This is a genomic window from Streptomyces violens (assembly GCF_000717745.1).
Taxonomy (GTDB): Bacteria; Actinomycetota; Actinomycetes; order Streptomycetales; family Streptomycetaceae; genus Streptomyces; species Streptomyces violens.
In genome coordinates this window covers 381,358-394,623 of the sequence record NZ_JOBH01000006.1, presented here as the reverse complement: position 1 = coordinate 394,623, position 13,266 = coordinate 381,358, and the positions used below count along the sequence as shown (strand labels likewise).

9 protein-coding genes are annotated in these 13,266 nt (G+C 73.9%); 2 read left to right on the top strand and 7 right to left on the bottom strand.

The genetic code is table 11. The annotated features are described in order from the left end of the window. Nucleotide 1: 1 nt before the first annotated feature. Nucleotides 2-859: an SDR family oxidoreductase gene (locus IF04_RS0114275; RefSeq protein WP_030255921.1), complete on the bottom strand. Its 858-nt coding sequence runs from the start codon at nucleotides 857-859 to the stop codon at nucleotides 2-4. 88 nt (nucleotides 860-947) lie between these two features. Here IF04_RS0114275 and IF04_RS0114270 point away from each other — a divergent pair, with 88 nt between their 5' ends. Continuing rightward, the gene (locus IF04_RS0114270) at nucleotides 948-1,628 is read left to right on the top strand and encodes a CatB-related O-acetyltransferase (RefSeq protein WP_030255918.1); all 681 of its coding nucleotides are present in this window, start codon (nucleotides 948-950) and stop codon (nucleotides 1,626-1,628) included. 32 nt (nucleotides 1,629-1,660) lie between these two features. Further along, nucleotides 1,661-2,116, top strand: a complete 456-nt coding sequence (locus IF04_RS0114265; protein WP_030255915.1) for an Lrp/AsnC family transcriptional regulator — start codon at nucleotides 1,661-1,663, stop codon at nucleotides 2,114-2,116. A gap of 7 nt (nucleotides 2,117-2,123) precedes the next feature. Here IF04_RS0114265 and IF04_RS0114260 read toward each other — a convergent pair whose 3' ends face one another. From IF04_RS0114260 to IF04_RS0114235, 6 genes are all read right to left on the bottom strand, one after another. Continuing rightward, a complete protein-coding gene (locus IF04_RS0114260) occupies nucleotides 2,124-5,261 on the bottom strand; it encodes an AAA family ATPase (protein ID WP_030255911.1) in 3,138 nt (1,045 codons plus the stop codon). Further along, nucleotides 5,258-6,421 carry an exonuclease SbcCD subunit D gene (locus IF04_RS0114255; protein ID WP_030255910.1) on the bottom strand — a complete coding sequence of 388 codons (1,164 nt, stop codon included), beginning with the start codon at nucleotides 6,419-6,421 and terminating at the stop codon, nucleotides 5,258-5,260. The genes IF04_RS0114260 and IF04_RS0114255 overlap by 4 nt, the downstream gene beginning before the upstream one ends. Nucleotides 6,422-6,567: 146 nt before the next feature. Then, nucleotides 6,568-7,926, bottom strand: a complete 1,359-nt coding sequence (locus IF04_RS0114250; RefSeq protein ID WP_425428416.1) for an FAD-binding oxidoreductase — start codon at nucleotides 7,924-7,926, stop codon at nucleotides 6,568-6,570. An 8-nt stretch (nucleotides 7,927-7,934) separates the two neighbouring features. Further along, the gene (locus IF04_RS0114245; RefSeq protein ID WP_030255906.1) at nucleotides 7,935-8,501 is read right to left on the bottom strand and encodes a GNAT family N-acetyltransferase; all 567 of its coding nucleotides are present in this window, start codon (nucleotides 8,499-8,501) and stop codon (nucleotides 7,935-7,937) included. A 25-nt stretch (nucleotides 8,502-8,526) separates the two neighbouring features. Beyond that, entirely contained in the window at nucleotides 8,527-9,669 is a 1,143-nt protein-coding gene (locus IF04_RS0114240; protein WP_030255904.1) for an acyl-CoA dehydrogenase family protein, read from the bottom strand. After that, entirely contained in the window at nucleotides 9,666-13,172 is a 3,507-nt protein-coding gene (locus tag IF04_RS0114235) for an indolepyruvate ferredoxin oxidoreductase family protein (RefSeq protein WP_030255901.1), read from the bottom strand. The genes IF04_RS0114240 and IF04_RS0114235 overlap by 4 nt, the downstream gene beginning before the upstream one ends. Between the last annotated feature and the right edge of the window lie 94 nt (nucleotides 13,173-13,266).

Here is a 13,266-nt window from a genome sequence, read left to right as displayed (position 1 = left end):
CTCAGTGCTGGAAGCCGCCTGCCGAGTTGATGACCTCGCCCGTGATCCAGGCCGCCTCGTCCGTCGCCAGCCAGGCGATGAGCCGGGCCGGGTCGTCGGGCGCTCCCCACGCGCCGCCGGGGAAGCGCCGGGCGACCCACTCGCGGAGCTCGCCGACGGCGTAACCGGTGTCGACGGGGCCGGGGTTGACGGTGTTCACCGTGACGCCGAGCGGCGCGAAGGTGGTGGCGAGCGTACGGGTGGCCGACGCCAGCGCGCCCTTGGCCAGGCCGTACGCCACCTCGCCCGGCATCCCGCCACCCTGGTCCTGCCCGGAGGTCATCATCACGATGCGGCCGCCGGGCTGCTCGGGGGTGCGGTGCCGGGCGTACGCCTGGGCCAGCAGGATCACCGACCGGGTGTCGATCGCCCAGTGCGCGTCCAGCATGGCCGCGTCGATGGTGTCGAGCGTGCCGTCGCCGCCGCTGAGCGCGTGGTTGGCGACGAGGATGTCCACCCGGCCGCCGAGCGCGTCCGCGGCGGCGCCGACGAGGCGGGCCGGGGCTTCAGGGTCGGCGAGGTCGGCCGGTCCGTGCGTCACGATCGCGCCGGGAACGGCCACTTCCCAGACGCCTGCCGCGACCGCTTCGGGCCCGCCCGGGTCGGCGCCCCACGGCTGCCGCGCGTCGTGCGGGACATGGTGGTGCAGATACATGCTCGCGCCGTACGCGGCCAGCCGGCGGGCGACGGCATAGCCGATGCCGCCGCGCCGGCTGGCCCCGGTGACCAGCGCGGTACGGCCACGCAGCGGATACGGGGCGCGGCGCAGCGCGTCGGCGGACGGGGACGGGGGCGGGGACGATTCGGGGTCATGCGTCATGGCCATGGTCGACCACCCTGGCCGCCGAGGCGGCCTCTGTCATCTCGTTTTCCGTGTGTTTCCCCTTCTCTTGAGAAAAGGTGTCGACATGTCGCAGGCTCCTCTCCCCGCCGACCCGACCGTGCTGCACCCGATGCCCGGGCAGCCACGGGTCGTGCTGCTCAAACCGCTCGTCACCTCGCCGCTGATCGAGGTGGGCGAGTTCTCGTACTACGACGATCCGGATGATCCGACCGCGTTCGAGACCCGTAACGTGCTGTACCACTACGGGCCGGAGCGGCTGGTCATCGGGAAGTTCTGCGCGCTGGGCGAGGGTGTGCGGTTCCTGATGAACGGTGCCAACCACCGGATGGACGGCCCGTCGACCTTCCCCTTCCCGATCATGGGCGGCTCGTGGGCCGAGCACTTCGACCTGATCAGCGGTCTGCCCGGCCGTGGGGACACCGTCGTCGGCAATGACGTCTGGTTCGGCTACCGGTCGACGGTGATGCCCGGTGTGCGCATCGGCCATGGCGCGGTCATCGCCTCCGGGTCGGTCGTCGTCGACGACGTGCCCGATTACGGCATCGTCGGCGGCAATCCGGCCCGGCTGCTGCGCCGCCGGTACAGCGAGGCGGACATCGCCCGCCTGCTGGACATCGCCTGGTGGGACTGGCCGCTCGACCACCTCACCCGGCACCTCCGTACCGTCATGTCCGGCAGCGTCGACGAACTGGCGGCCGCGGCGCCCGGCCGCGCCGAAATGGATCTTCCCCGGGAAAACCCTTGATCCACGAGGGATTCCGCTGCTAGACAGCGATCATGACTAGCTCTTCCCGGTACTCCCCCGACGCCACCGACCGGCGCATACTCGACGCCCTGCAGCAGGACGGGCGGGCGGGCTACGCCGAGCTGGCGCGGGCGGTGAACATGTCGGCCAGCGCCGTCACCGAACGGGTGCGGCGGCTGGAGGAGGCCGGGGTGATCCGCGGGTACGCGGTCGTGGTGGACCCCGAGCGGATCGGGCTGCCGGTCCTGGCCTTCGTACGGCTGCGGTATCCGGACGCCGACTACAAACCGCTCCACGACCTGCTGGGGAACACGCCGGAGATCCTGGAGGCGCACCACGTCACGGGCGACGACTGCTTCGTCATCAAGGTCGCGGCGCGGTCGATGCGACACCTGGAGGAGGTGGCGGGGCGGATCGGCGCGCTCGGCGCGGTGACGACCAATGTGGTGTACTCGTCGCCGCTGCCGGGCCGGCCGTTCAGCCCCTGACGCACTGTCAGCCGGCGCTCTCGGGGGTGCGGAGGCGGACGGACGAGCCCGCGCGGTTCTTGACGACCTCCAGCTGGGCCGGGATGCGTTGGCGCAGGTCGGCCACGTGGCTGACGATGCCGACGCTGCGGTCGCGCTCGCGGAGCGAGTCCAGTACGTCCAGGACCTCGTCGAGGGTCTGTTCGTCGAGGCTGCCGAAGCCCTCGTCGATGAAGAGGGTGTCCAGGCGGGTGCCGCCGGCCTCGTCGGTGACGACATCGGCGAGGCCGAGCGCGAGGGAGAGCGAGGCGAAGAAGGTCTCGCCGCCGGAGAGCCCGGCCGTGTCGCGTTCCTGGCCTGTCCAGGCGTCGATGACATGCAGGCCGAGGCCGGAGCGGCGGGCGCCGCCGGCCCGTTCGTCGGAGTGCACGAGCGTGTAGCGGCCACCCGACATGCGGGTGAGGCGGGCGCTGGCGGCGGCCGCCACCTGTTCGAGGCGCGCTGCCAGTACGTACGACTCCAGGCGCATCTTGCGTTCGTTGTCCGCCGAGGTGCCCGCGGTGAGCGAGGCGAGGCGGGCGACGCGGTCGTACTCGGCGCGCAGCGGGGCCAGTTCGCGGGCGTCGTGCTCGGCGCGCGCGGAGAGCCGGTCCAGTTCGGCGCAGCGTTCGCGGGCGGTGACGTGGGCGGTGGCGGCCTCGCGGAGCCGACGGGCCGTCAATTCCGCTTGGAAACGGGCCTGTTCGGTGTCGGCGGGCGGCAGGGCAGCGGCGTCCGCGGTGCGCGGGTCGGCGAGCTCCGCCGCGACCGCGGTCTCCTCGGCCTGCCAGGCATCCAACTGCCCCTGCACGCGCCGCCATTCGTCGTCACTCAGCAGGGCAGCGGCGGCGTCCCGTGGGGTGTCGAAGCCCGCCTTGTACGCGGCGTCGGCGAGGGCCGCGTCGGCTTCCTTCAGGCGCTCGGCGGCGGTCTCGGCGTCCCGTACCGCGGTCACCGCCTCGGCGAGCAGCGCGGTCTGCCGTTCCAGGCGGTGGGCGCGCTCGGCGACGCTCGCGCTGTCGCCGCGTGCCCGGCGCAGCCCTTCGGTCAGCGCGTTCTCCTCGCGGTCCAGGGCCTCGCGGCGGGAGTCGCGGGCCGCGGTGCGCTGCTGGGCGGCCTGCTGTTCGGCGCGGCGCCGCTCGTACTCGCGCTCGGCGCGGGCGAGGGCTTCGCGGGCGGCGTGCAGCCCGGCGCCGGTGGCGTGCGCGGCCTTGTGTTCCGCCCGCAGCTCCTCCAGTTCCTGGGCGAGCGCGGCGACCGGCGCGTTGCCGGCGCCCGCGGTGGCGGCGGCCAGCTCCTCCTTCACGGACTGCCCGGCCCGCTCGGCCTCCTCGCGGGCGGAGACAGCACACTCGTACGCGGCGAACGCGGCCTCCTCCCGGTCGCGGTCCACGTGATCGGCTTCGGTACGGGCGGGTGCCGGGTGTTCGGTCGCGCCGCAGACGGCGCACGGCGCGCCGGCCTCCAGGTTCTTGGCCAGTTCGGCGGCGATGCCGTGCAGCCGCGCTTCCCGGAGCTTCAGCCACTCCTCGTGGGCCGCGGTCGCAGCCTCCCTGGCCCGCAGCAACTCCCGCTCGGCGTCGGCCAGTTCGGCGGTGGCACGGTCGCGGCGGCGGGCGGCGGCCAGCCGGGCTTCGGCCGGTTCGAGGCGGGCGCCGAGCTGTTCGGCGCGGGCCGCCGCCTCCTGGGCGGTTTCGATGCGGTGCTGGTGCTCGGTGCGGGTGGCTTCCCAGCCGGTCAGCCAGTCGTCGGCGTCCAGGAGGGTCTGTTCGTCGGCGCGGGCCTCGCGGTCCAGTGCGGCGCGTTCGGTGGCGATCTCGGCGGCGCGGCGCTCGTCGCGGCGGGCTGCATCGAGGGAGCCGAGCTCGCCTCTCAACCGGTGTTCCAGCGCGGCCAGTTGGTCGCTGCCCGCGTCCACGAGGTCGGGGCGCAGCCGCTCGCGGGAGCGGCGTTCGGCGGCCTGCGCCGCTTCGTGGTCGCGCCAGGCGGCGTCGCGCAGGGCGAGCCCGGGGGCGACGCGCTGGGCCTTGCGGGCGCGGTCCAGCCGCTGCCGGGCCCGGTCGCGGTCGGCCGTCTGCGCGTCGAGGGCGTCGGCGCGGCGGCGGGCCTCGGCGTGCCGCTGCTGGAGCCGGGCGCGTTCGAGGGTCTCCTCCAGGGTGCGGGCCGCCTCGGTCGCCGCGGTCTCGGCCGTGGCGGCGGCCGCCTCGGCGATCTCCAGCCGCTCGCGTGCGCCGGCCCGGGCGACGGCCGCCCAGGCCAGGACGGTGGCGGCGAAGCCCGGTTCGCCGGGCGCGGGCGCGGCGTCCGTCCGTACGGCCGGCTTCACGGCGGGCTTCTTCGCCCGCGTACGGGAGCCGCGAGCCGTCCCGGTAGCGGAGCCACGACCCGTACCGGTGGCGGGCTCCTCCCCCGCCCCCGGCGCCGGCACCGACGCATCACGCAGGTCCGGAGTGTCGCCCGCCGCCTGCGCCATCCGGTGGGCGAGCGCGAGCAGCCGGTCGTCGGCGGCGGTGACCCGGTCGGCCGCCGTCTTCCGCAGCCCGGCGAGCCGTTCCTCCAGGGCGGCGAAGCGCCGGGTGTCGAAGAGCCGGCCGAGCAGCTTGGCGCGGGCCTCGGCGTCGGCCCGCAGGAACTTCGCGAACTCGCCCTGCGGCAACAGCACGACCTGGCAGAACTGCTCCTTGCTCATGCCGAGCAGCTGCTGGATCTCCTCGCCGATCTCCTGGTGGGACCGGCTGAGCGCCTTCCACTCCCCCGCCGCCGGGTCGTACTCGCGCAGCGCGCTGTACGCCTTCTCCATCGTCGTGCCCGTGCCGCGCTTCTTCAGGCGGGGCTGCTCGGGCCGCCGGGTGATCTCCAGCCGGCGGTCGGCGACGGTCAGGTCGAGGACGACCTCGGTGGACGTGCCGGGGGCCGCGAGGGCGCTGCGCAGGGACTGCCCGCCGGGGCGCGCGCCGGGCACGGAGCCGTACAGTGCGAAGCAGACGGCGTCCAGGACGGAGGTCTTGCCGGCGCCGGTCGGGCCGTGCAGCAGGAAGAGTCCGGCGCCGGAGAGCCGGTCGAAGTCGACGGTCTGGGCGGCGCCGAACGGCCCGAAGGCGGTGAGCGTCAACCGGTGCAGCTTCACGCAGACTCCTTCGCCGCCTGGTCGGTCCGTACCTCGTCGAGCGCGGCGCCGAGCAGGGCGCGTTCGGCCGCGTCGGCGGCGCGGCCCGGCCGTACGTGGGCCACGAAGTCCTCGGCGATCTCCTGGTCGCTGCGGCCGCGCAGCCGCTGCGCGTAGGAGACCTCGGGCCCGCCGTCACGCGCTTCGGGCTCGAAGGCGAGGGCAAGGGTGTGCGGGAAGCGCTCGGTGAGCCGGGCCATCGGCTCGTGCGGGCGCGCGGGGTCGGTGAGGGTGGCCTCGATCCAGGACTCCTCGTGCTCGGCGAGGTCCGGGTCGGCGAGCAGGTCCTCCAGGCGGCCGCGGAGGCGGGCGAGCGGGCGCGGCACGGGGCACGGCAGCCGCTCGGCCTCCACGGCGCCGTCCGCGCCCAGGTCGATCAGCCACATCGACTTGCGGTGGTGCACCTCGGAGAAGGAGTACGCGAGCGGGGAGCCGGAGTACCGCACCCGCTCGGTGATCGTCTGGCAGCCGTGCAGATGGCCGAGGGCCGCGTAGTGCACGCCGTCGAAGACCTCGGCCGGTACGGAGGCGACGCCGCCGATGGTGATGTCGCGCTCGCTGTCGCTGGGTGCGCCGCCGGTGACGAAGGCGTGCGCGAGGACGACGGAGCGGGTGCCGTCGGGGCGGGTGGCGAGGTCGGCCCGTACCCGGTCCATGGCCGCGCGCAGCACCTGGGTGTGGCGGGCCTTCTCGGCGCCGAGGGTGTCGCGGACCAGCGCCGGCTCCAGGTACGGCAGGCCGTAGAAGGCCACGTCGCCGTGGTCGTCGGCGAGCACGACGGGGGTGCCGCAGCCGGCCGGGTCGGTGCGCAGGTGGATGCCGGCCTTCGCCATGAGGCGGGCGCCGACGCCGAGCCGGCGGGCCGAGTCGTGGTTCCCGGAGATCATGACGGTGGGCACGCCGAGGTCGGCGAGGCGGTGCAGCGCGTCGTCGAAGAGCTCGACGGCGGCGAGCGGCGGGACGGCCCGGTCGTACACGTCGCCCGCGACGAGCACCGCGTCGACCTGCTGGTCACGGACGGTCTCGATGAGGTGGTCGAGGAAGGCGCGCTGGTGACCGAGCATGTTCACGCGGTGGAACGAGCGCCCGAGGTGCCAGTCGGAGGTGTGCAAGATTCTCAAAGATCCGCTCCGGCCTGCACGTCGTCCCCTTCACGAGCCCCTGGGCCACCCCGCCCCTCACCGGCCTCATTCTTGCATCAGCGGAGTGCGCGGGGGGACGGGGGCGGCAGGTGCGTACAGGTCCGTACAGGCGCGGTCAGCGGCGGTCAGCGCTGCGGGAAGACCTTGCCGGGGTTGAGGATGCCGTGCGGATCCAGCGCGGCCTTGATCGCGTGGTGCATGTCCAGGACGGGCGGGGACAGCTCCTGTGCCAGGCCGTCGCGCTTGAGGAGTCCGACGCCGTGCTCGCCGGTGACCGTGCCGCCGAGGTCGATCGCGTCCGCGATGATCTCGTGGAAGGCGGCCTGGGCGCGCTCCGGGGCCGCGGTGTCGCCGGGCGGGGTGATCAGCAGCGGGTGGAGGTTGCCGTCGCCTGCGTGCGCGATGTTGGCGATGAGGGTGTCGTGGCGGGCGGCGGCACGCTCGATGCGGGCGAGCATCTCCGGTACCGCGGCCTTGGGGACGCAGACGTCCTCGGTGAGGACCGGGCCGAGGCGTTCCAGCGCCGGGTAGGCGAGCCGCCGGGCGGCGAACAGCGCGTCGGCCTCCTCCTGGTCGGTGGACTGTGCGGCCCACGTGGCGCCCGCCTCCTCGAAGCAGGCCAGCATGTGCGCGGCCTCCTGCTCGCCCGCCGGCCCGGGCGCGTCCGTACGGCCGAGCAGCACCACGTCCGCGTCGACCGACAGGCCCATGTTCTTCCACTTGTCGACGGCGGCCAGGCAGTGCCGGTCGATCAGCTCCAGCGCCGAGGGGGTGAGCCCGGCGGCGCCGACCGCGGCGACGGCGCGGCCGGCGTCCACGACGGAGGAGAAGTACCCGGCGACCGTGCGCTCCGGCTCGCGCTGCGGGCGCAGCCGTACGGTGATCTCGGTGATCACGCCGAGCGTGCCCTCGGAGCCGACGAGGAGCCCGGCGAGGTCGTACCCGGCGACGCCCTTGGCGGTCCGCCGCCCCAGCCGGACCAGCTCGCCGGTGCCGGTGACGGCCTCCAGCCCGAGTACGTAGTCCCGCGTGACGCCGTACTTCACGCAGCACAGGCCGCCCGCGTTGGTCGCGACGTTGCCGCCGATGGTGGACCAGGGGGCGCTGGCCGGGTCCGGCGGGTACCAGAGGCCGTGCTCGGCGCAGGCGGCGCGCAGGTCGTCGTTGACGACGCCGGGCCCGACGACCGCGAGCCGTTCCACGGGGTCGATCTCATGGATCGTGTTCATGTGCTCCGTCGACAGCACGACACAGCCCTCCACGGCGTTGGCGCCGCCGGAGAGGCCGGTGCCGGCGCCGCGGGTGACGAGGGGGACGCCGTGCCGCAGACAGGCGCGGACCACGGTGCGTACTTCCTCCGCCGTGCGCGGCCGGACGACGGCGCGGGGCGTGCCGTGCGGCGCCCACTCCGCCTCGTCGTGCACGAACCCGGCGGCGACCTCCGGGTCCTCCACCAGCCGCCCGTCCGGCAGTTCCTGCCGCAGTTCATCGGTCAGCACGCCAAAACCCCCTTGCCCGCGCGCCACTCCGGGGCGAGGACCGACCAGACCTCCATGTCGTGCCGCTTGCCGCGGTAGGGGTAGCTCTCGCGCAGGACGCCGTCCTTGGTCATGCCGAGCCGCCGGGCCACGGCGATGCTGGGCGCGTTCGCCGAGGAGACGTGCCACTCCACGCGGTGGATGCCGCGCTCCTCGACTGCCCAGTCGATGAGCACGCGAGCGGCCCTGGTCACCAGTCCCCTGCCCGCCGCCGACGGCTCCAGCCAGCAGCCCGCCTCGGCGGTGCCGCTCGCGAGGTCCATCGTCCGGAGGAGGACCCCGCCGACCAGCTTGCCGTCCGTCCAAATGCCGTGGATACGCCCGGTGTCGGCCGCGGCCTTCTCCGCGTACGAACGGAGGTACGCGCGGCTCGACTCCAGGTCCGTGACGACGTCCGGCAGGCCGACGTACTGCCCGATGAACTCCCGCCCCCGCTCGATGTGGGCGAGGAACTCCTCGGCCTGCCACGGTTCGAGCGGGCACAGCTCCGCGCCGTCGTCCCCCAGGGACCTCGCGTACATCGTCATCCTCCCCATTACCCGCGGTTCACGGCCGGGAGAGCTGTCTGCTGATCACCAGCCGCTGGATCTGGTTCGTCCCCTCGAAGATCTGCATGATCTTGGCTTCGCGCATGTAACGCTCGACCGGGAAGTCCCGCGTGTAACCGTAACCGCCGTAGACCTGCACCGCGTCAGTGGTGACCTTCATCGCGGCGTCGGTGGCGATGAGCTTGGCGACGCTGGCCTGGCGGCTGTAGGGGTGGCCCGCGTCGCGGCGGCGGGCCGCGTCGAGGTACGTGGCGCGTGCCGAGTCGACGGCAGCGGCCATGTCGGCGAGGACGAAGCCGAGGCCCTGATGGTCGATGATCTTCCGGCCGAAGGCGGTGCGTTCGTTGGCGTAGGTGACGGCCGCGTCCAGGGCCGCCTGCGCGACGCCGGTGGCGCAGGCCGCGATGCCCAGCCGCCCGGAGTCCAGCGCGGACAGGGCGATCTGCAGGCCCTGGCCCTCGCTGCCGATCAGCCGGTCCGCCTCGATGAGCGCGCCGTCCCAGTGCGCCGCGGTGGTCGGGATCGCGTGCAGGCCCATCTTCTCCTCGGGCCGTCCGAAGGTCAGTCCTTCGGTGGCGCCGGGCGCGAGGAAGCAGGAGATGCCGCGGCTGCCGGCGGCGGTGCGGGCGAAGAGCGTGTAGAAGTCGGCCTTGCCGCCGTGGGTGATCCACGCCTTGCTGCCGGTGATCCGGTAACCGCCCGTCTCCCGCACGGCCTTGCAGGTCAGCGCGGCGGCGTCGGAGCCGGCCTGCGGCTCGGAGAGGCTGTAGCCGCCGACCAGGCCGCCGCCGAGGATGTCCGGCGCCCAGCGTTGCCGCTGCTCCTCGGTGCCGTAGGTCATCAGCGCGTACGCGGACATGGTGTGCACGCTGGTGGCCACCGCGACGGCCGCCCAGCGGGCCGCCAGTTCCTCGATGACCTGGAGGTACACCTCGTACGGCTGACCCCCGCCGTCGTACTCCTCCGGGTAGGGCAGGCCGAGCAGCCCGGCCGCGCCCAGGGTGGCGAACAGGCCCTCCGGGTACCGCTCTTCGCGCTCGTGTTTGTCGACGTGGGGCGCGAGCTCCTTGTCGGCGATGTCGCGGGTGAGGTCGAGCAGATCCTCGGCCTCCTGGGTGGGCAGCAGCCGGTCGACGGTCATCGTGCCTCCGTGTGCGTGCCCGCTGAGGCGCGGGCGGGGGTGGTACCGAGCGCCGCGAGCGCGGCGCGGGCCTGCTCGCGGAAGTCCGCGACGCGCGCGAGCTTGATGTCCTCGTACCCGCGTACGAGGTCCGGCAGTTCCGCGACGGCGCGCACGGCGTCGGTGTTCTCCGGCGTGAGCTGGGCGAGCGCGCCGCGCACCAACTGGCGGTACTCGCCGATCAGGGCGCGCTCCACGCGGCGGACCTCGGCGTATCCGAAGAGGTCCAGGGAGGTGCCGCGCAGCACGCGGCCGGCGCGCAGGGCCCGGAAGGCGGCCGGCGCGGTGCGGCGCAGCCGGATCTTGCGCTTCATGCCGAGGGCGCGCAGGACGGGCGGGTGGAGGAGGACGGAGACGGCCGATCCGGCGCCGAACTCGTCGCGCAGTTTGGCCTGTTCGGTGGCGTCGAGGTGCAGCCGGGCGACCTCGTACTCGTCCTTGTACGCCATGAGCTTGTGCAGGCCGCGGGCGTAGGCGAGGGCGATGGAGGTACCGGCTTCGGCGCCGGCGCGCTCCTGGGCGAGAGCCGCGACGCGGGCGACGTCGTCGGCGTACCGGCGGGCGTAGCGCTCGTCCTGGTAGTCGATGAGGTCGGCGGTGCGGGTGGCGACGGCCTTGCGCAGCTCCTCGTCGGAGGTGTGCGCGGCGGCGATCGACGCGGCAGCCGGGGTGATCTCGACGACCGGGCGTTCGGGGGTGGCCAGTGCGGCGGTGACGGCTGCGCGGTCGAGTACCGCGGCGCGGCCCCAGCGGAAGGCGGCGAGGTTCTTCTCGACGGCGGCGCCGTTGAGGCGGATGGCGTCCTCGACGGCCTCGGCGGTCAGCGGGAGGCAGCCGTGCTGGTAGGCGGCGCCGATGAGCACCATGTTGGCGGGCATGTGGTCGGCGAAGAGGGCTTCGGACAGGCCCTGCGCGTCGAGGTAGAGGTTGTCGTCGCGGCGGGTGACCGACTCGATGCGTTCGAGGGCGTCGTCGGGCGAGCCGGGGAGCACGACGCGGCCGGTGACCATGGCGGCGGTCGGTACGACGGCGGTGTTGACGACGGCGACGGTGTGACCGGCGCGCGCCACCGCCATGTTGCTGTCGGAGGCGGCGCCGAGCAGGTCGAAGCCGACCAGCACGTCGGCGGTGGAGCGCGAGGCGCGCAGCGAGCCGGTCACCGGCGTCTTGTCGATCCGCAGATCGCTGAGGACGGGGCCGCCCTTCTGCGCGAGGCCGGTCTGCTCCAGCCCGGCCGCGTACAGGCCGTCCAAGCGGGCCGCCATCTGGAGGATCTGGGAGACGGTGACCACGCCGGTGCCGCCGACGCCGGGCATCCGCAGCAGGGTGCCGCCGGGGCCGAACCGGCGGGCGGGTTCGCGCAGTTCCACCGGCAGGTCGGGGATCTTCCGGGGCTCCTTGCGGCCGGGCTCGACGAGCAGGAAGGACGGACAGTCGCCCTTGAGGCAGCTGAGGTCGGTGTTGCAGGACGCCTGGTGGATGCGGGTCTTGCGGCCGAACTCGGTCTCGACGGGCTGGACGGACAGACACGTCGACTTCTCGCCGCAGTCGCCGCATCCTTCGCAGACCCGCTCGTTGATGGCGACCTTCTCCACCGGGGTGGGCAGTTGGCCGCGCTTGCGCAGCCGCCGCTCCTCGGCGGCGCACCGGTCGTCGTGCAGCAGCACCGTCACACCTTCGACGGCGGACAACTCCCGCTCCACATCGGGTAGTTCATCGCGGTGCCGCACGGTCGCGATCGGGTCCAGCCGCACGCCACGGTAGCTGCCGGGGTCCGCGGTGGTGACGACGACCTTGCGTACGCCCTCGATGGCGAGCAGCCGGATGACGGCGGGGATGTCGAGGCGGCCTTCGGCGCGCTGGCCGCCGGTCATGGCGACGGCGTCGTTGTAGAGCAGCTTGTACGTCATGGTGACGCCGGCGGCGACGGCGGCGCGCACGGCGAGCGAGCCGGAGTGGTGGAACGTGCCGTCGCCGAGGTTCTGCACGAAGTGCGCGTCGTCGGTGAAGGGCGCGATGCCGATCCACTGGGCGCCCTCGCCGCCCATCTGGGTGAGGCCGATCTGCGTACCGCGCCCGGCGCCGTCCAGCGCGATCATCGCGTGGCAGCCGATGCCGACGCCGACCAGCGTGCCGTCGTCGGTGCGGGTGGAGGTGTTGTGCGGGCAGCCGGAGCAGAAGTACGGGGTGCGGGCCGCGACGGTGGGCAGGGCGATGCGGGCGGGGCGGGCCGGGGCGAGTGCCTCCAGGTGCGCGCGGGCCCCGTCGGGCAGCCGGTCGGCGCCGATGCGGCGGGCCAGCGCCCGGGCCACGTCCTCCGCGCCCAATGTGGAGCGCGCGGTGAGCAGCGGCCGCCCGTCCTCCTCCCGGCGCCCGACGACGACGGGCGCGTCCGCCGTCCGGTACAGCGCCTCCTTGAGCAGACCTTCCAGGAAGGGCACCTTGTCCTCCACCACGAGGACCTGCTCCAGGTCGCCGGTCATGGCCACCAGGTCCTCGTCCGCGACGGGGAACGGCATGCCCATCCGGATCAGCCGGAGGCCCAGCGCCTCCATGGCCGCCTCGTCCAGGCCCAGGTCGTCCAGGGCGCGCTGCACGACGGCATAGGAGGTACCGGAGGCGAGCACGCCGAGGGTGGCACGGCGGGCGCTGAAGGTCACCTTGTTGAGCCCTGCCGTACGGGCGTACGCGCGGGCCAGATCGAGGCGGCGGGTGAGCATATCGTGCTCCGCGTCGAGCGCGGCGGGGCCCACGAGGGCCGGGGCCGTGGGGCGCGCGGCGCGGTCCGGCTCGGGGATGCCCTGGCGCACCGCGTCGAAGTCGACGGTCGCCGAGGCGTCGGCGATATCGGCGACGATCTTCAGGCCGGTCCACAGTCCGGAGGCGCGGGACAGCGCGACGGCGTGCAGCCCGAATTCGATGATCTCCGCGACGGACCCGGGCGCGAGGACGGGCATCGCCAGGCTCTGGCACATCCGCTCGCAGGAGCTGGGCACCGTGGAGGACTTGCTGCCCGGGTCGTCGCCGATCCAGGCCACCGCCCCGCCGAGCGGCGCGGTGCCGGCGAGGGTGGCGTGCCGGATGGCGTCGGCCGCGCGGTCCAGGCCGGGATTCTTGCCGTACCAGTAGCCGGTCACGCCTTCGTGCCGGCGCCCCGGCACCTGACCGAGCATCTGGGTGCCGGCCACCGCCGTGGCGGCCAGCTCCTCATTGACGCCCGCCCGGAAGACCACGCCCGCCTCGTCCAGGAAGCGGGCCGCGCGCCCCATCTCCAGGTCGACGCCGCCCAGCGGCGATCCCTGGTACCCGCTGACGAAGGCCCGGGTGTCGAGGCCGCGGGCCTCGTCCAGCCGGCGCTGCTCCAGCGTCAGCCGTACCAGGGCCTGAACGCCCGAGATCAGCGCGCGGCCGTCGGTGGCCGTGTACCTGTCGTCGAGCGACACCGCAGCGGGTGAGGTGCTCACGCAAGCCTCCTCGACATCGTTGTGAAGGGACCGGAAACCCGGAAACAGGGAGCGGAAATGAGGTGGTGACGAACGGCCCACAGCACAGCAACAG